Origin of the sequence: Lentzea sp. NPDC058450, from assembly GCF_042721395.1 — a bacterium.
Taxonomy (GTDB): domain Bacteria; phylum Actinomycetota; class Actinomycetes; order Mycobacteriales; family Pseudonocardiaceae; genus Lentzea.
Genome location: NZ_JBHXLO010000021.1, coordinates 33,738 through 54,473 on the forward strand (window position 1 = coordinate 33,738; position 20,736 = coordinate 54,473).

Annotated in this window: 1 protein-coding gene; it reads left to right on the plus strand. The window is 71.9% G+C overall.

What is annotated here, in order from left to right; translation table 11 throughout:
- The first annotated feature begins 180 nt into the window (after window positions 1-180).
- Window positions 181-20,736: a type I polyketide synthase gene (locus ACFWNN_RS28775; RefSeq protein WP_382443056.1), complete on the plus strand. Its 20,556-nt coding sequence runs from the start codon at window positions 181-183 to the stop codon at window positions 20,734-20,736.

Consider the following 20,736-nt stretch of genomic DNA (forward strand, 5'->3'; position numbering starts at 1 on the left):
TAAGGAATTCCCAACTGTTTCTTTAGGGATTTCCCGCTTCTTCTCGGAACGGGAGCCGTAGGGGACGCGTAGGGGGCCGTCAGGGGTGTTGTCCCTGGCGGCCCCCTCGTTAGTTTTCGGTCCAGAGGTCTGTCGGACTTACCCCGAGACGTGCCGGTTGCCCTGAAGAGGTGGCGTTGAATGTCCAACGAGCAGAAGCTTCGCGACTACCTCAAGCGGGTGACGGCGGACCTGCACAACACGCGCCAACGCCTGCAGGCGGCGGAGGCGAAGGGGCACGAGCCCATCGCGATCGTGGCGATGGACTGCCGCTTCGCGGGCGGCGTCTCGTCGCCTGACGAGTTCTGGGACTTCCTCGTCGAGGGACGTGACGCCATCGCGCCGTTCCCGACCGATCGCGGCTGGGACGTCGAGTCGCTTTATCACCCGGACCCCGATCACCAGGGCACCTCCTACGTCGCCGAAGGCGCATTCGTCGAGGGTGTCGCTGAATTCGATCCCGGGTTCTTCGGCATTTCGCCGCGCGAGGCGCTGGCGATGGATCCGCAGCAACGTCTGCTGCTGGAGACGGCCTGGCACACGTTCGAACGCGCGGGTGTCGACCCGCAGGCGTTGCGCGGCAGCCGGACCGGTGTGTTCACCTCCACCAACGGCCAGGACTACATCGCGCTGTTCGACGGCGGCGTGCCGGAAGGTCTCGAAGGCCACCTCGGCACCGGCAACGCGGCGAGCATGTTCTCCGGCCGCATCTCCTACACGTTCGGCTTCGAGGGCCCTGCCGTCACGATCGACACGGCCTGCTCCGGTTCGCTCGTCGCCCTGCACCTCGCGGTGCAGGCGCTGCGCAATGGCGAGTGCGACCTCGCGCTGGCCGGCGGCGTGACGATCATGTCCTCGCCCGGCGCGTTCATCGACTTCTCCCGGGCGCGGGGGCTCGCGGTCGACGGGCGTTGCAAGGCGTTCGCGGCCGGCGCCGACGGCACGGCATGGGGCGAGGGCGTCGGCATGCTGCTCGTGGAGCGGCTGTCGGACGCCCAGCGCAACGGCCACCAGGTCCTCGCCGTCGTGCGCGGGACCGCGGTCAACCAGGACGGCGCGTCGAACGGCCTCACCGCGCCGAACGGCCCGTCGCAGCAGCGCGTCATCAAGGCGGCGCTCGCGGACGCGCAGCTGTCCTCTGTGGACGTCGACGTGGTTGAGGCGCACGGCACGGGTACCGCCCTCGGCGACCCGATCGAGGCGCAGGCACTGCTCGCGGCCTACGGCAAGGACCGCGACCAGCCGATGCTGCTGGGCTCGGTGAAGTCGAACATCGGCCACACGCAGGCCGCCGCCGGTGTCGCCGCCCTGATCAAGGCCGTCCTGTCGCTGCGGCACGGCCTGGTGCCGAAGACGCTGCACGTGAACGAGCCGTCGAAGCAGATCGACTGGAGCGCCGGCGCGATCGAGCTGGCCACCGAGTCCCAGCCGTGGCCGGAGACCGGACGCGAGCGCCGGATCGGTGTGTCGTCGTTCGGCTACAGCGGCACCAACGCGCACGCGATCCTGGAGCAGGCACCGGCGCAGGAGATCGACGAGGAATCCCGCGCCGCACTGCCGGTCGTGCCCGTGCTCGTCTCCGGCAAGACCGAGAACGCGGTGCGCGCCAACGCCGCCAGGCTCGCCGAGGCGGTGCGCGCCGGGGCAGACCTGGCCGACCTCGCGTACTCCACCGCGACCAGTCGGACCCACCACGACCACCGGGCCACGATCGTCGCCGAGGGTTCCGAGGACCTGCTCGCGGCCCTGGACGCCCTGGCCACCGACGCGCCCGTGCCCGAGGCGGCCGTCAAGGGCCGGACCGCGATCCTGTTCACCGGTCAGGGCAGCCAGCGGATCGCGATGGGGCAACAGCTGCACGCCGCGTTCCCGGTGTTCGCCGAGGCGTTCGACGCCGTCTGCGCTCACCTCGACCCGAAGCTCGCCGAGGCACTGTCCACTCCGGACCTGCTGAACCGCACCGAGTTCACCCAGCCCGCGCTGTTCGCCGTCGAGGTCGCGCTCTACCGCCTCGTCGAGTCGTGGGGCGTCAAGCCCGACTTCCTGGCCGGCCACTCGATCGGCGAGATCGCCGCCGCGCACGTCGCCGGCGTGCTGTCCCTGGCAGACGCGGCCGCTCTGGTCAGCGCACGGGGCCGGCTCATGCAGGCGCTGCCGGGCGACGGTGCCATGCTCGCGCTGCAGGCCACCGAGGAAGAGGTGCTGCCGCACCTCACCGACGCTGTCTCGCTCGCCGCGGTCAACGGCCCGCGCTCGGTCGTCGTCGCGGGCGCCGAGGACGCCGTCGAGCAGATCGCCGCGCAGTTCCCCGACCGCAAGGCCAAGCGGCTCAGCGTCTCGCACGCGTTCCACTCGCCGCAGATGGACGGCATGCTGGCGGACTTCCGCGCCGTGGTGCGGAAGCTGACCTTCAGCGCTCCGACGATCTCGATCGTGTCCACGCTGACCGGCGCGCTCGTCACGGCCGACGAGATCACCTCGCCGGAGTACTGGGTGCGGCACGTGCGCGAGGCCGTCCGGTTCGCCGACGCCGTGCGCGCGCTGGAGACCGAAGGCGTCACGACGTTCCTCGAGCTCGGCCCGGACGGCGTGCTCACCGCGATGGGCGCGGAGAGCGTCCAGGACGCGGTGCTCGTGTCCGCGCTGCGCAAGGACCGCGACGAGGTCCAGAGCATCCTGTCCGCGCTCGGCCGGATCCACGGCCGGGGCGTGCGGGTCGACTGGTCCGCCTACTTCGCCGGGTCCGGCGCGCGGGCGATCCCGTTGCCCACCTACGCGTTCCAGCGCGAACGGTTCTGGGTCGACGCCACCGGTGCCGTGCACGACGTGACGGCCGCCGGTCTCGGCGCGGCCGACCACCCGCTGCTCGGCGCGGTGCTCTCCACCCCCAACGGCGGAGCCCTGTTCACCGCCAGACTGTCCCGCACCTCGCACGCCTGGCTCGCCGACCACGTCGTCGCGGGCAACGTGGTCGTGCCGGGCACCGCGATCGTCGAGCTCGCCATCCGCGCGGGCGACCAGCTGCACTGCGGCTACCTGGACGAACTGCTGCTGCAGGCACCGCTGGTGCTGCCGGCGAAGGGCGCGGTCACGCTGTGCATCGCGGTCGCCGAGGCGGACGCCTCGGGCCGCCGCGCGGTCACCGTCTACACGCGACCGGACGGCGAGGACGACGCCGAGTGGACGACGCACGCCGTCGGTGTGCTCGCGGAGGACGAGATCGCGGCGGGCTTCGACCTCAGGACGTGGCCGCCGGCCGACGCCCGGGAGATCGAGCTCGACGGGGTCTACGACGACCTCGCGGGCGCCGGCCTCGAGTACGGCCCGGTGTTCCGCGGCCTGCGGGCCGCCTGGCGGTCCGGTGACGACGTGTACGCCGAGGTGACGCTGCCCGAGTCGGAGCACCGGCAGGCGGCCAAGTTCGGGCTGCACCCGGCGCTGCTGGACTCGGTGCTGCACGCGCTCGGCCTGGACGAGTCGGCGAAGGGCCAGAGCGGCTCGCTGCCGTTCTCCTGGAACGGCGTCAGCCTCTTCGCCTCCGGTGCCTCGGTGCTGCGCGCCAAGATCTCGCCGGTCGGGCAGGGCGACGCGGTCTCGGTCCGGGTCGCCGACGAGACCGGCACGCCGGTCGCCCAGATCGACTCGTTGGTGCTGCGCCCGATCGGTGGTCAGCTCAAGGCCGGTTCCGGTCAGCCGGACGCGTTGTTCCGCATCGACTGGAACCCGCTCTCGCTGGAGCGCGACGGCAGCACGGCGCAGGTCGTCACCGTGGTCGCGCCCGACGGCGAGACCCGGGACGTCGTCGCCGCGGTGCTGGCCGACGTGCAGGCCTTCCTGGCCGAGGATCACGACTCCGTGCTGGCCGTGGTCACCCGCGGTGGCGCGTCCGTGCTGCCCGGCGAGGACGTGCCGAACCTCGGCCACGCCGCCGTGTCCGGCCTCATCCGGGCCGCGCAGGCCGAGCACGTCGACCGGATCGTGCTGATCGACGCCGACGTGCCGGCCGACCTCGACGACCTCCTGCCGGCCATCGCGGCCTCGGGGGAGAGCGAGGTCGCGGTCCGCGGCGGCAAGGCGTTCGTGCCGCGACTCGCCCGCGGTTTCGCCGGTTCGGTCACGCCGTTCGCCGGCGACGAGCCGTGGCGCCTCGACTTCACCGAGCAGGGCACGTTCGACAACCTCGTCACCATCCCGTGGCCGCAGGCCATGGACGACCTGGAGCCCAACCAGGTCCGCATCGCCGTGCGCGCCGCGGGCGTCAACTTCCGCGACGTCATGAACACGCTCGGCATGTACCCCGGCGACGCGGGCCTGATGGGCCTCGAAGCCGCCGGTGTCGTGCTCGCCGTCGGGTCCGAAGTGGACGGTCTCGCACCCGGCGACCGGGTGATGGGCATGATGGACGCCGCCTTCGGGCCGGTCGCGATCGCCGACGAGCGCATGGTCTGCCCGATGCCCACCGGCTGGAGCTACGCCGACGCGGCCGGTGTGCCGCTGGTGTTCCTCACCGCGCTCTACGGCCTCGGCGACCTCGCCGGTCTCCAGGCGGGCGAGTCGGTCCTGATCCACGCCGCCGCCGGTGGTGTCGGCATGGCCGCGACGCAGGTCGCCCGCCAGCTCGGCGCCGAGGTGTTCGGCACCGCCAGCACCGGCAAGTGGCACATCCTTCGTCAGGCCGGGATCCCGGACGACCACATCGCTTCCTCGCGCACCACCGAGTTCGAGCAGCAGTTCACCACCGTCACCGGCGGCCGCGGCGTCGACGTCGTGCTGGACGCGCTGGCGGGCGAGTTCGTCGACGCCTCGCTGCGGCTGACCGGCATGGGCGGTGGCGGCCGGTTCGTCGAGATGGGCAAGACCGACGTCCGCGACGCCGCCGAGGTCGCCACCCAGTACCCCGGTGTCGGCTACCAGGCGTTCGACCTGATCGAGGCGGGCCCCGACCGCATCCGCGAGATGCTCTACCAGCTCTACGACTGGTTCAGCGCGGGTGTGCTGCGCCCGCTGCCGGTGACGGCGTGGGACCTGCACCGCGCGCCGGAGGCGTTCCGCTACCTGGGCCAGGCCAAGAACATCGGCAAGGTCGTCCTCACGATTCCGGCGCCGCTGGACCCCGAGGGCGCGGTGCTGATCACCGGTGGCACGGGTGGTCTGGGCGCCGAACTGGCGCGTCACCTCGTGACCGTGCGCGGAGTCAAGCACCTGGTGCTGACTTCTCGCCGTGGCCTGGACGCGCCGGGTGCGGCCGAGCTGGTCGCCGAGCTGGACGCGCGGGTCGAGGTCGTGGCCTGTGACGTGTCGGATCGCGATGCGCTCGCCGCCGTGATCGCGGGCATCGAGAACCTCACCGGTGTCGTGCACACGGCCGGTGTTCTCGACGACGGCGTGCTGGAGTCCCTGACGCCGGAACGCATCGGCACCGTCTTCGGTCCGAAGGTCGATGCCGCGCTGTACCTGCACGAGCTGACCCGTGACCGCGACCTGGCGATGTTCGCCCTGTTCTCGTCCACGGCCGGTGTGCTGGGGTCGCCTGGCCAGGCCAACTACGCGGCCGCCAACACCTACCTGAACGGTCTCGCCGCCCACCGCCGTTCCCTCGGCCTGCCCGCCGTCTCGCTGGTGTGGGGCCTGTGGAGCTCCAACGTGGGCATGGGTTCCGGCCTGACCAAGGCGGATCTCGCCCGGATGGCGCGGAACGGCATGCCGGCGATGACGATCGCCGAGGGCTTCGCGTTGTTCGACTCGGCACTCGTGCTGGACGAAGCCGTCGCCGTGCCGATGAAGCTCGACCTGGCCGCGTTGCGCGGCGGCCCCGAGGTGCAGCCGTTGCTGCGCGGCCTCGTCCGCACGCAGAACCGGCGGGCCGCGGCCTCGGGTGGCAAGGCCGAGCCGTCGTCGTGGTCGGCCCGGCTCGCGGGCCTCTCCACGGCCGAGCAGGACGATTTGCTGCTGGAGTTGGTGCGCGGTCAGGTGGCCGTGGTGCTGGGCTTCTCCTCGGCGCAGCAGGTCCAGGTGACCCGCGGCCTCGTCGAGATGGGCCTGGACTCGCTGTCCGCCGTCGAGCTGCGCAACACGTTGAGCGTCGCGACGGGCCTGCGGCTGCCGGCCACCGTCGTGTTCGACTACCCGACGCCCCAGGCCCTCGCCGCGCACCTGCGGGGCGAACTGGCCTCGTCGGCCGACGAGGCGCCGGTGCAGCAGGTGGTGGCCGCGACGGTCGGGTCGGACGAGCCGATCGCGATCGTGTCGATGGCCTGCCGCTTCCCCGGCGGGGTCCGGTCGCCGGAAGACCTGTGGGAGCTCGTCTCCACGGGCACGGACGCGATCACGCCGTTGCCCGTCGACCGCGGCTGGCTGTTGCAGGACATGGACTTCGACGTCGCGGGCGGTGGTTTCGTCGACCACGCCATGGACTTCGACAGCAGCTTCTTCGGCATCTCGCCGCGTGAGGCGCTCGCCATGGAGCCGCAGCAGCGGTTGCTGCTGGAGACGGCCTGGGAGACCTTCGAGCGGGCCGGGATCGACCCGGCGTCCGTGCGCGGCAGGCAGGCCGGCGTGTTCGTCGGCGGCAGCGCCACGGACTACGGTTCCCAGGGCCAGGTCGTGCCCGACGAGCTGGCGGGCCTGCTGCTCACCGGCAGCACCCCGAGCGTCATGTCGGGCCGGATCGCTTACACGTTCGGCCTCGAAGGCCCCGCGCTGACCGTCGACACGGCTTGTTCGTCGTCGTTGGTCGCGATTCACCTCGCGGTGCAGGCGTTGCGTCGCGGTGAGTGCGACTTCGCGCTGGCCGGTGGCGTCATGGTGCTGTCGACGCCCGCGCTCTTCGCGGAGTTCGCCAAGCAGAACGGGCTTTCGCCGGACGGGCGCTGCAAGGCCTTCTCGGCCGACGCGGACGGCACGGGCTGGTCCGAGGGCGTCGGCATGCTCCTGGTGGAGCGGCTTTCGGACGCGCGTCGCAACGGGCACGAGGTGCTCGCGGTGGTGCGGGGTTCGGCGGTCAACCAGGACGGTGCTTCGAGCACGCTGACCGCGCCCAACGGTCCGTCGCAGCAACGGGTTATCAGGCAAGCGCTTGCGAACGCAGGTCTGTCCACTTCGGACGTCGACGTGGTCGAAGCGCACGGCACCGGCACTAAGCTGGGCGACCCGATCGAGGCGCAGGCGGTGCTGGCGACCTACGGTCAGGACCGCGAGGAGCCGTTGCTGCTGGGCTCGCTGAAGTCCAACATCGGCCACGCGCAGTCCGCCGCCGGTGTCGGTGGCGTGATCAAGATGGTGATGGCGCTGCGCAACGGCGTGGCACCCAAGACGTTGCACGCGGAGGAGCCCTCCCCGCACGTCGACTGGGAAGCCGGGGCGGTCGAGCTGCTGACCGAGTCGCGGTCGTGGCCGGACCGGGGTCGTCCGCGCCGTGCGGGTGTGTCGTCCTTCGGTATCGGCGGCACCAACGCGCACGTGATCATCGAGCAGGCTCCGGCCACCCGGCCGGTGGACGTCGAGCACAAGCCGTTGCCGCTGGTGCCGCTGGTGCTGTCGGGCAAGACGCCGGAAGCGTTGCGGGAGCAGGCGGACCGCCTGGCCGCGTCGGCACCGGTGGACCTGACGGACCTCGGTTTCTCGTTGGCGACGACGCGTGCCCGCTTCGAGCACCGGGCCGTGGTGGTCGCCGCGGACCAGGACGAGCTGGTTCGCGAACTGGCCGCGGTTCGCCCCGCGACGGTGGCTCCTGGCCGGGTGGCGTTCCTGTTCACCGGTCAGGGCAGCCAGCGGGCCGGGATGGGGCGTGAGCTCTACGACGCGTTCCCCGCTTACGCCAAGGCCTTTGACGAGGTTGCCGCTCTGGTCGACGTGCGCGACGAAGAGCTGGACCGGACCGAGTTCACCCAGCCGGCGATCTTCGCGCTGGAAGTCGCCCTGTACCGACTGGTCGAGTCGTTCGGCGTCAGGCCGGACTTCCTGGCCGGTCATTCGATCGGCGAGATCGCCGCTGCTCATGTGGCCGGGGTGTTGTCGCTGGAAGACGCGGCGACGTTGATCTCGGCTCGGGCCCGCCTGATGCAGGCGCTGCCCGAGGGCGGCGCGATGGTCGCGTTGCAGGCCACGGAGAACGAGGTCACGCCGCACCTGTCCGACCTGGTGTCGATCGCCGCGATCAACGGCCCGCAGTCGCTGGTCGTCGCGGGGGACGAGGCCGCGGTCGAGCAGGTGGTGGCGCGGTTCGGTGACCGCAAGTCGAAGCGTCTTTCCGTGTCTCACGCGTTCCACTCGCCGTTGATGGACCCGATGCTGGACGACTTCCGGGCCGTGGTCTCGGAGTTGACGTTCAACGAGCCCAAGATCGCGATGTTCGGCGAGGTGACGGACCCCGAGTACTGGGTGCGGCACGTCCGCGGCACGGTCCGGTTCGCCGACGCGGTGTCGAAGCTGTCGGCGCGGAACGTCACGACGTTCCTGGAGCTGGGGCCGGACGCCGTGCTGTCGGCGATGGGCAACGGCGACGCGGCGTTCGTGCCGACCCTGCGCAAGGGCCGGCCGGAAGCGCGGTCGCTGCTGCAGGCGCTCGGCCGGGTGCACGCCAGGGGTGTCGAGGTCGACTGGGCCTCCTGCTTCGCCGGTACCGGCGCGCGGCGGGTCGACCTGCCGACGTACGCGTTCCAGCGCGAGCGGTTCTGGCTGGACTTCTCGACCTCCACCGGCGGACTCGACTCGGCGCAGCACCCGCTGCTGGACGCGGTGTTCTCGATGCCCGACGGCGGGGTGCTCGGCACGGCGAGGCTGTCCTCGGACACCCACCGCTGGCTCGCGGACCACGTCGTCGCGGGTTCCGTGGTCGTGCCGGGAACCGCGCTGGCCGAGCTGGTGATCCGCACCGGTGACGAGGTCGGCTGCGGGCACGTCGAAGAGCTGCTGTTGCAGCAGCCGCTGGTGCTGACCGCCGCGGGCGTGAAGGTGCGGGTCGTCGTCGGCGAGCTCGACGGCGGACGGCGCACGGTCACCGTGCTGGCGCAGGACGGCGACGTCTGGACGACGCACGCGGTCGGTGTGCTGTCGGACGAGTCGGTCGCTCCCGGGTTCGACCTGAGCACGTGGCCGCCCGCCGGTGCGGAAGAGCTGGATCTGTCGGATCTTTATGACGGTTTGTCTGATGGCGGTCTGGACTACGGCCCGGTCTTCCGCGGCCTGAAGGCGGCGTGGAAGGCCGGCGACGACCTGTTCGTCGAGGCCGCGCTGCCCGAGTCGGAGCACCGCCAGGCAGCGAAGTTCGGTGTGCACCCGGCGTTGCTGGACTCCGTGCTGCACGCGTTGGGGCTGGCGTCGGAGAAGGGGCAGGGCGCTTCGCTGCCGTTCTCCTGGAACGGCGTGACCCTGCACGCGACGGGTGCGTCGGTGCTGCGGGCCAAGATCTCCCCGAGCGGGCACGGCGACGCGATCTCGGTGAGCGTGGCCGACGGCGGCGGTGTGCCGGTGGCTCGCGTCGACTCGTTGGTGCTGCGCCCGATCGGTGGTCAGGCGCTGAAGCCGGGCGCCGGCCAGCCTGACTCGCTGTTCCGCGTCGAGTGGCTTCCCCTGTCCCTGGAACGGTCGGGTGGTGCGCCGCGCCTGGTGACGCTGGTGGTGCCGAACGGCGAAGTCCGGGACGTCGCGGGCCGTGTGCTGGCCGACGTCCAGGGCTTCCTGGCCGCCGACGAGGAGTCCGTGCTGGTCGTGGTGACCAGCGGGGCCGTGTCGGTGCTGCCCGGCGAGGACGTGACGTCGCTGGCGCACGCCGCGGTGTCCGGTCTGGTCCGCGCCGCGCAGGCGGAGTACCTCGACCGGATCGTGCTCGTCGACGCCGACGTGCCCGGTGACGTCGAGCGCTTGGCGCCTGCTGTTGTGCTGTCCGGAGAGAGCGAGGTGGCCCTTCGGTCCGGTGCGGCGTTCGTGCCTCGGCTGGCCCGTGGCTTCGCCGGTTCGGTGTCGGCGTTCACGGAGGAAGGTCCGTGGCGCCTGGACTTCACCGAGAAGGGCACCTTCGACAACCTGGTCACCATCCCGTGGCCGGCGGCCGAGTCCGAGCTGGGCGCCGGCGAGGTCCGGGTGGCGGTGCGCGCGGCGGGCGTGAACTTCCGCGACGTGATGAACGTGCTCGGCATGTACCCCGGCGACGCGGGCCTGATGGGTCTCGAAGGCGCCGGCGTGGTGCTGGAGGTGGGCTCGGGGGTCACGGATCTCCAGCCCGGCGACCGGGTGATGGGCATGTTCGCCGCCGCGTTCGCACCGGTGGCGGTGGCCGACCGCAGGCAGATCTGCCTGATCCCGGACGGCTGGTCGTACACGCAGGCGGCCGGTGTGCCGCTGGTGTACCTGACGGCGTTGTACGCCCTGGACGACCTGGGTGGCCTGCAGGCCGGGGAGAAGGTCCTGATCCACGCCGCCGCCGGTGGCGTGGGCATGGCCGCGACGCAGGTGGCCCGGCTGCTCGGCGCCGACGTGTTCGGCACCGCGAGCACCGGCAAGTGGGACGTGCTGCGGCGTGCTGGTCTGGACGACGACCACATCGCGTCGTCGCGCACGACGGACTTCGAGCAGGAGTTCACGGCCGCGACCGACGGCCGCGGTGTGGACGTGGTGCTCAACGCGTTGTCCGGTGAGTTCGTGGACTCGTCGCTGCGCCTGGTGGCGCAGAGCGCGGGTGGCCGGTTCCTGGAGATGGGCAAGACCGACGTCCGCGACGCCGACGAGGTCGCTGCCGCGCACTCCGGCGTCCGCTACCAGGCGTTCGACCTGATCGAGGCCGGGTTCGACCGCATCGGTGAGCTGCTGACCCGGCTCTACGAGTGGTTCAGCGCGGGTGACCTGCGTCCGCTGCCCGTGACGACGTGGGACGTGCACCGGGCACCGGAGGCGTTCCGGTACCTGGGGCAGGCCAAGAACATCGGCAAGGTCGTGCTGACCGTGCCGGCTCCGCTGGACCCCGAGGGCACCGTGTTGATCACCGGTGGCACCGGTGGGCTGGGTGCGGAGCTGGCGCGTCATCTCGTTGCCGAGCACGGGGTTCGGCGTCTGGTGCTGACGTCGCGTCGTGGCCTGGACGCGCCGGGTGCGGCCGAGCTGGTGGCGGAGCTGGACGCTCAGGTCGAGGTCGTGGCCTGTGACGTGTCCGATCGTGCGGCGCTTGCTTCGGTGATCGAGGGGATTGGGGGGCTGACTGGTGTTGTGCACACGGCTGGTGTGTTGGATGACGGTGTTCTGGAGTCGTTGACGCCGGAGCGTCTGGACACGGTGTTCGCGCCGAAGGTGGATGCGGCGTGGCACCTGCACGAGCTGACGCTCGATCGGGACCTGGCGATGTTCGCCCTGTTCTCGTCGACGGCCGGCTTGATGGGTTCTCCTGGCCAGGCGAACTACGCGGCCGCGAACACGTACCTGAACGGGTTGGCCGCACACCGGCGTTTCCTCGGCCTGCCGGGTGTCTCGCTCGCGTGGGGCCTGTGGAACCAGAGCACGGGCATGGGCGCCGGACTGTCCCGGGTGGACCTGTCGCGGATGACCCGCGCCGGGATGCCCGCGATGTCCGTCGCCGAGGGCTTCGAGCTGTTCGACTCGGCGCTCGTGCTGGACGAACCGGTCTCCGTGCCGATGAAGCTCGACCTCGTCGCGTTGCGGGGCAGCAAGAACGACCTGCACCCGTTGCTGCGCGGCCTGGTCCGCGTGCCGACGCGCCGCAACGCCGCGGGTGTCGCCGCGGGAGCGACGCAGTGGAACCAGAAGCTGGCTTCGCTGTCGGTCGCCGAGCAGGACGACCTGCTGCTGGACGTGGTGCGCGGTCAGGTCGCCGTGGTGCTGGGCTTCTCCTCGGCGCAGCAGGTGCAGGTGACCCGTGGTCTGGTCGACATGGGGCTGGACTCGTTGTCGGCGGTGGAGCTGCGCAACACCCTGAGTGCCGCGACGGGTCTGCGGCTGCCGGCGACGGTGGTGTTCGACTACCCGACCCCGCAAGCGCTCGCGGTGCACCTGCGCGGTGAGCTGGTGGGCTCGGCCGGCGATGCGCCGGTGCAGAAGGCGGTGGCCGCGACGGTCGGGTCGGACGAGCCGATCGCGATCGTGTCGATGGCCTGCCGCTTCCCCGGTGGCGTCCGTTCGCCGGAAGACCTGTGGGACCTCGTCGCCACGGGCACGGACGCGATCACGCCGTTGCCCGTCGACCGCGGCTGGTTGTTGCAGGAGTTCGACTTCGACGTCGCCGGTGCCGGCTTCGTCGACCACGCCATGGACTTCGACCGCGACTTCTTCGGCATCTCGCCGCGTGAGGCCCTCGCGATGGACCCCCAGCAGCGGTTGCTGCTGGAGACGACGTGGGAGACCTTCGAGCGGGCTGGGATCGACCCGGCTTCGGTGCGGGGCAAGCAGGCCGGCGTCTTCATCGGTGGTAGCTCGACCGACTACGGCTCCGCGGGCCAGGTCGTTCCTGAGGAGCTGGCGGGCCTGGTGCTCACCGGCAGCACGCCGAGTGTGATGTCCGGCCGGATCGCTTACACCTTCGGTCTGGAAGGCCCTGCGCTGACGGTTGACACGGCTTGTTCGTCGTCGTTGGTGGCGATTCACCTGGCTGTGCAGGCGTTGCGTCGTGGTGAGTGCGACTTCGCGTTGGCCGGTGGCGTGATGGTGTTGTCGACGCCGGCGCTCTTCGCGGAGTTCGCCAAGCAGAACGGGCTCTCGCCGGACGGCCGCTGCAAGGCGTTCTCGGCCGACGCGGACGGGACCGGCTGGTCCGAGGGTGTCGGCATGCTCATGGTGGAGCGCTTGTCCGATGCTCAGCGCAACGGGCACGAGGTGCTCGCGGTGGTCCGTGGTTCGGCGGTGAACCAGGACGGTGCGTCGAGCACGTTGACCGCGCCGAACGGTCCGTCGCAGCAGCGGGTGATCCGGCAAGCGCTGGCGAACGCTGGTCTGTCCACTTCGGACGTCGACCTGGTCGAGGCGCACGGCACCGGTACGAAGCTGGGCGACCCGATCGAGGCGCAGGCCATTCTCGCCACCTACGGCCAGGACCGCGAGCAGCCGGTGCTGCTGGGATCGTTGAAGTCCAACATCGGGCACTCGCAGTCCGCGGCCGGTGTCGCGGGTGTGATCAAGATGGTGATGGCGCTGCGCAACGGCGTCGCGCCCAAGACGTTGCACCTGGCCGAGCCGACCCCGCACGTGGACTGGGAGTCCGGTGCGGTCGAGCTGCTGACCGAGGCGCGGGAATGGCCTTCGGTGAACCGGGCACGCCGTGCGGGTGTGTCGTCGTTCGGCATCGGTGGCACCAACGCGCACCTGATCGTCGAGCAGGCTCCCGCCGCCCGGCCGAGCAAGGTCGAGCACAAGCCGTTGCCGCTGGTGCCGGTCGTGCTGTCGGCCAAGACGCCGGAAGCGTTGCGGGAGCAGGCGGACCGCCTGGCCTCACTGGCACCGGCGGACCTGACGGACCTCGGCTTCTCGCTGGCCACCTCGCGGGCTCGGTTCGAGCACCGGGCCGTGGTGGTCGCCGCCGATCAGGACGAGCTGGTCGCGGAACTGGCCCGGGTCGAGTCGGCCGCGGTCACGCCGGGTCGCCTCGCGTTCCTGTTCACCGGTCAGGGCAGCCAGCGCGTGGGCATGGGTCGTGAGCTGTACGACGCGTTCCCGGTGTATGCCAAGGCCTTTGACGAGGTCGCGGCGTTGGTGGACGTGCGGGACGAGGAGTTGGACCGCACGGAGTTCACGCAGCCGGCGATCTTCGCGCTGGAAGTTGCTTTGTTCCGGCTCGTCGAGTCGTGGGGTGTGCGCCCGGACTTCCTGGCCGGGCACTCGATCGGTGAGATCGCTGCCGCGCACGTGGCCGGGGTGCTGTCGCTGGAGGACGCGGCGACGTTGGTGTCGGCGCGGGCCCGGTTGATGCAGGCGTTGCCCGAGGGTGGCGCGATGGTGGCTTTGCAGGCCATGGAAGCGGAAGTGCTGCCGCTTCTGACGGATCAGGTATCGCTCGCGGCGGTCAACGGGCCGGACGCGGTGGTCGTCGCCGGTGACGAGGCCGCTGTGGAGCAGGTCGTCGCGCAGTTCGGTGACCGCAAGTCGAAGCAGCTCAGTGTTTCGCACGCATTCCACTCACCGTTGATGGACCCGATGCTGGACGACTTCCGCGCGGTGGTCGCGGAACTGACGTTCAACGAGCCGACGATCTCCATGCTGGGCGAGGTCAGCGACCCCGAGTACTGGGTGAACCACGTCCGGAACACGGTCCGGTTCGCTGATGCCGTCGCGGAGCTCGAAGCCCAGGACGTCACGACGTTCCTGGAGCTGGGCCCGGACGCGGTGCTGTCGGCGATGGCCGGTGGTGGCGCGGCGTTCGTGCCCGCCCTGCGCAAGGACCGGCCGGAGGCGCGGTCGCTGCTGACCGCGCTCGGCCGGGTGTTCGCCCGCGGGGCCGAGGTCGACTGGTCCGCGTTCTTCGCCGGTACCGGCGCGCGGCGGGTGGATCTGCCGACCTACGCGTTCCAGCGCGAGCGGTTGTGGCTGGAGACGGCCGCCACCCGCGTGCAGGACTCGATCGAGGCCCGATTCTGGGACGCGGTCGAGCGGGAGGACCTGGAGTCGCTCGGCGCCGCGCTCAGCGAGGAGGACTCGCAGGCGTTCGACGCCGTGCTGCCCGTGTTGTCGAAGTGGCGTCGGGACAGCCGTGGCGAGTCTGCCGTCGAGGGATGGCGTTACCGGGTCGAGTGGAAGCCGGTTTCGGCCTCCCAGACCGCGGTTTCCGGTCGTTGGCTGGCCGTGGGCGCCGACCCCGTCGTGGACTCGCTTATCGCCCGTGGCATCGAAGTCGTCACCGTCACGGAGCCGGCAGCGGCTACCGAACTCGGGGAGTTCGACGGTGTGCTGGCGTTCCCGGCCGACGTGGCCGAGGCGCTCACGATCACGCAGGGGCTGGCCGCTGTCGCCGCGCCGTTGTGGCTGGTGACGCGGGAAGCCGTGTCGGTCGGCCGGGCGGACAACGCGGTCCGGCCGGAAGCCGCGCAGCTGTGGGGCTTCGGCCGGGTGGCCGCGCTGGAGCTGTCCGAGCGCTGGGGCGGTCTGGTCGACCTTCCCGGCACGCTCGACGACCGCGCCCTCGACCGGTTCGCCGCCGTGCTGGCCGGGTCCGAGGACCAGGTCGCGGTGCGCGCCAGCGGAGTCTTCGGTCGCCGCCTGGTGCACGCACCGGTTGCCGGTGGGTCTGCTTGGACGCCGCGCGGCACGGTGCTGATCACCGGTGGCACGGGCTCGCTGGGCGGGCACGTGGCCCGGTGGCTGGCGGGCGCGGGTGCCGAGCACCTCGTCCTGACCTCACGCCGCGGCCTCGACACGCCCGGCGCTGCCGAACTCCGGGCAGAGCTGGAAGAACTCGGTGCACGGGTCACGATCGCCGCGTGTGACGCGGCCGACCGCGACGCCGTTGCCGCGCTGGTCGCGGAACACCCGCCCACGGCGGTCTTCCACGCGGCCGGCATCGACCACAACGAAGCGGTCGAAGGACACGACCCCGGGACGTTGCAGAAGGTGCTGGCGGGCAAGGTCTCCGGTGCGCGGAACCTGGACGAGCTGGTCGGCGAGGTCGACGCGTTCGTGCTGTTCTCGTCGATCGCCGGGGTGTGGGGCAGTGGTGGCCAGTCGGCCTACGCCGCCGCCAACGCCCACCTGGACGCGCTGGCCGAGTCCCGCCGCGCCCGCGGGCTGACCGCACTGGCGGTCGCCTGGGGCCCGTGGGCCGACGGCGGCATGGCCGTCGAGGGCGACGCCGCCGAGCAGCTGCGCCGCCGCGGTGTGGTCGCGATGAACTCGGCCGCCGCCATGACCGCGCTGCGCCAGGCCATCCGGTCCGGCGACACCACGATCACCGTCGCGGACGTCGACTGGACCCGGTTCGTGCCGGTGTTCACCGCCGTCCGGCCGAGCCCGCTGCTGAGCGAGCTCCCGGAGGTCGCCGAGCAGACCGTCGCGGTGGCCGGTGACTCGTCACTGGCTCGCCGGATCGCCGAGCTGTCCGAGGGCGAGCAGCTGCACCTCCTCGTGGAGCTGGTCCGCGAGCAGGCCGCGGCCGCACTCGGCCACGGCTCCGCCGACGACGTCCGGCCCGACCGGGCGTTCAAGGAACTGGGCTTCGACTCGCTCACCGCGGTCGAGCTGCGCAACGGCCTCGTCGCGTCGACGGGCCTGGGGCTGCCGGCCACGCTCGTCTTCGACTACCCGAACCCGGCTGCTCTCGCGGAACACCTGCGCGCGGAGCTCGTCGGTGCCACGCCGGTCGCGCTGACCTCGGTCACCACGGCCGTCGCCGACGACCCGATCGCGATCGTCGCGATGTCGTGCCGGTTCGCGGGCGGCGTCTCGTCCCCGGAGGACCTGTGGAGGCTGCTGGTCGACGGCGGCGACGCCGTCACCGGGTTCCCGGCCGACCGCGGCTGGGACCTGGCGGGCCTGTACGACCCGGACCCGGACGCGCCGGGCAAGTCCTACGCCCGCGAGGGCGCGTTCCTGCACGCGGCAGGGGAGTTCGACCCCGGCTTCTTCGGGATCTCGCCGCGCGAGGCGCTGGCGATGGACCCGCAGCAGCGCCTGCTGCTGGAGACCTCGTGGGAGGCCTTCGAGCGGGCCGGGATCGACCCGACGTCGTTGCGGGGCGGTCAGGTCGGTGTCTTCGCGGGCACGAACGGCCAGGACTACGGCTCGCAGCTGACTTCCTTGCCGCCCGAGCTGGAGGGGTACTTCGGCACCGGCAACGCGGCCAGCGTGTTCTCTGGCCGCATCTCCTACACGTTCGGCTTCGAGGGCCCGGCGGTCACCGTCGACACCGCGTGCTCGTCGTCGCTCGTGGCCCTGCACCTCGCGGCCCAGGCGCTGCGCAACGGTGAGTGCGACCTCGCGCTGGCCGGTGGCGTGACGATCATGTCGACGCCCGCCGCGTTCGTGGACTTCTCGCGGCAGCGCGGACTCGCGGTCGACGGACGCTGCAAGGCGTTCGCCGCCGGAGCCGACGGCACCGCGTGGGGTGAGGGTGTCGGCATGCTGCTCGTCGAGCGGCTCTCCGACGCCCAGCGCAACGGCCACGAGGTGCTCGCGATCGTGCGGGGCACCGCCGTCAACCAGGACGGCGCTTCGAACGGCCTGACCGCGCCGAACGGTCCTTCGCAGCAGCGGGTGATCCGCCGGGCACTGGACCGCGCGGGCATCGCACCGTCCGATGTGGACGTCGTGGAGGCGCACGGCACGGGTACCGCGCTCGGTGATCCGATCGAGGCGCAGGCGTTGCTGGCCACCTACGGTCAGGACCGCCAGGCTCCGTTGCTGCTCGGCTCCGTGAAGTCGAACATCGGCCACACCCAGGCCGCGTCCGGTGTCGCCGCCGTGATCAAGGCGGTGCTCGCGATGCGGCACGGGGTCGTGCCGAAGACGCTGCACGTGGACGAGCCGTCGCCGCAGATCGACTGGAGCTCCGGCGCCGTCGAGCTGGCCACCGAGACCACGCCGTGGCCCGAGACGGGCCGCGCCCGCCGGGCCGGTGTGTCGTCGTTCGGCTACAGCGGCACCAATGCCCACGCGATCCTGGAGCAGGCACCGGTCACGCCGGTCGCGGAACGCTCCGAGGTCGCCGTGGTGCCGGTCGTGCTGTCCGCGAAGTCCCCGGCGGCGTTGCGCGCCCAGGCCGCTCAGCTCCAGTCCGTTGTGGACACCGACCTGAGCGACCTCGGCCTCACGCTCGCCACCGGCAGGGCCGGCTTGGAACACCGCGCGGTGATCATCGCCGGTGACCGGGACGACCTGGACCGCGGCCTGCTCGCGGTGGCCGGCGGCACCGACGCACCCGACGTGGTGCGCGGGGCCACGGCGAACGGCAGGCTCGCCTTCCTGTTCACCGGTCAGGGCAGCCAGCGGATCGGCATGGGCCGTGAGCTGTACGAGACCCAGCCGGTGTTCGCCGACGCGTTCGACGCGGTCTGCGCCCGGTTCGACCTGCCGCTGCGCGACGTCGTCTTCGGCACCGACGCGGCGGCACTCAACGAGACCGGCAACACCCAGCCCGCCCTGTTCGCCCTGGAAGTCGCGCTGTTCCGCCTCTACGAGCACTGGGGCGTGCGGCCGGACTTCCTGGCAGGGCACTCGATCGGCGAGCTGGCGGCCGCGCACGTCTCCGGCGTGCTGACGCTGGACGACGCCGTGACGCTGGTCGCCGCGCGCGGCCGGTTGATGCAGGAGCTGCCCACCGGTGGCGCGATGATCGCCTTGCAGGCCACCGAAGACGAGGTCACGCCGTTGCTGGGCGACCGCGTGTCGCTCGCCGCGGTGAACGGGCCGCGCTCGGTGGTGGTCGCGGGTGACGAGGACGCCGTGGTGGAGGTCGTCGCGCAGTTCGGCGACCGGAAGTCCAAGCGGCTCAGCGTGTCCCACGCGTTCCACTCGCCGCGGATGGACGCCATGCTCGAAGAGTTCCGCGTCGTGGCCAAGGGACTGGCCTTCGCCGCACCGCGGATCCCGATCGTCTCGACGCTGACCGGACAGCTCGCCACCACGGCCGAGCTGACGTCGGTGGACTACTGGGTCCGCCACGTCCGCGAGGCCGTCCGGTTCGCCGACGCCGTCACGACGCTGGAAAGCGCCGGTGTGTCGACCTTCCTGGAGCTGGGCCCGGACGCGGTGCTGACCGCGATGGGCGCGGAGAGCGTGCAGGACGCGATGCTCGTGTCCGCCCTGCGCGCCGACAAGCCCGAGCCCGGCTCGGTCGTCACCGCGCTGGCCGGTCTGCACGTGCGGGGCGTTCCGGTCGACTGGTCGCCGTTCTTCGCGGGCTCCGGCGCGCGGCGGATCGACCTGCCGACCTACCCGTTCCAGCGCGAGCGGTTCTGGCTGACCTCCGACGAGGCGCCGGACACGGACAGCCTGCGGTACCGCGTCGAGTGGACCCCGGTCGCCGCCCACGGCGGGCAGCCTTCTGGGCGTTGGCTCGTAGTCGGTGACGAGGAATCTGCGCTGCTGCACGGCCTCGTGCACCGCGGACTCGAGGTCGGTTCCGTCGCGGCCTCGACCGACCGGGTGGCGCTCACCGAGGCGCTGACCGGTGTCGGGACCGTGGACGGCGTGCTGGCCCTGGCCGGCTCCGCCGAGGAGAACCTCGTGCTGGTGCAGGCACTCGGCGACGCGGGCTTCACCGCGCCGCTGTGGGCCCTCACCCGCGGCGCGGTCTCCACCGGCGCCGACGACCCGGTGCGTGACCCGGCCCAAGCCCAGAACTGGGGTCTCGGCCTGGTGGCCGCGCTGGAGCACCCCGACCGCTGGGGTGGCCTCGCGGACGTGCCGGCCGAGTGGGACGACGTCGTGCTCGACCACCTGGCCGACGTGCTCGCGGGCACCGAGGACCAGGTCGCGATCCGCGCCTCCGGGGTGCTGGCCCGACGGCTGGCGCACGCGCCGGCCGGTCCGGCCACCGGCGGGTGGACGCCCCGCGGCACGGTGCTGGTGACCGGCGGCACCGGGGTGCTCGGCGGGCAGGTCGCCCGCTGGCTCGCCGGTGCGGGCGCCGAGCACCTGGTGCTGACCGCGGACCACGACGGCCCTGTCGACGAACTGCTCGCGGAGCTGGGCGTGCGGACCACGGTGGTGCGGTGCGACGTGTCCGACCGGGACCAGGTCGCCGCGCTGGTCGGTGAGCACGCGCCGGACGCCGTCGTGCACGCCGTCGAGGTCACCCAGTCGACCCCGGTGGGGGAGCAGGACCTCGACGGGTTCGCAGCGGTCCTCTCCGCGAAGATCCTCGGCGCCGCCCACCTCGACGACCTGCTCGGGGAGACGCCGCTCGACGCGTTCGTGGTGTTCTCCTCGACCGCCGGTGTCTGGGGCGCCGCGAACCAGGCGGCCTACGCCGCCGGCAGCGCGTTCCTCGACGCACTGGTGGACCGGCGCCGCGCCCGCGGCCTCGCCGGAGCGTCGGTCGCCTGGGGCCCGTGGGCCGGTGGCGACCAGGACGAGCTGCTGCGCCGCAGCGGACTTCCGGCCATGGCACCGGAGCGTGCCATCGCCGCGCTGCGGCAGGCCGTCGAGTCCGGGGACCGCGCGGTCACCGTCGCCGATGTCGAGTGGACCCGGTTCGCGCCGATCTTCACGGCCGGCCGCCCGAGCCCGCTGATCGCGGACCTGCCCGAGGTGCGCCGTGCGGGCGACCAGGTGTCCGATGTGGACACCGGTGCCGCGTTCCGGGCGAAGCTCACGGGCCTGCCCGCCGACGACCGCGACCGCCTGCTGCTCGACCTGGTGCGGGACGAGGCGGCCGCGGTGCTCGGGCACCAGTCCGCCGGTGTCGTCGAGGCCGACCGAGCGTTCCGCGAGCTCGGCTTCTCCTCGATCACCGCGGTCGAACTGCGCAACCGACTCAACGCCCTGACCGGGCTGCGGCTCCCCGCGACCCTGGTCTTCGACTACCCGACCCCGCTCGTCCTGGTCGACCTCCTGCGCACCGAGCTGATCGGTGACACCGCGGAGGCCGAGGTGCGCCAGGCGCTCACGGGCCTCTCGCTGGAGCAGTTGCGCGAGGCGGGCCTGCTGGACGCGTTGCTGCGCCTCGCGAACGGCGAAGCGGAACCGGTCGCTGACGACGAAGGGGACTCGATCGACGACATGGACATCGACAACCTCGTCGAGATGGCTCTCGACACCAAGAACTCCTGA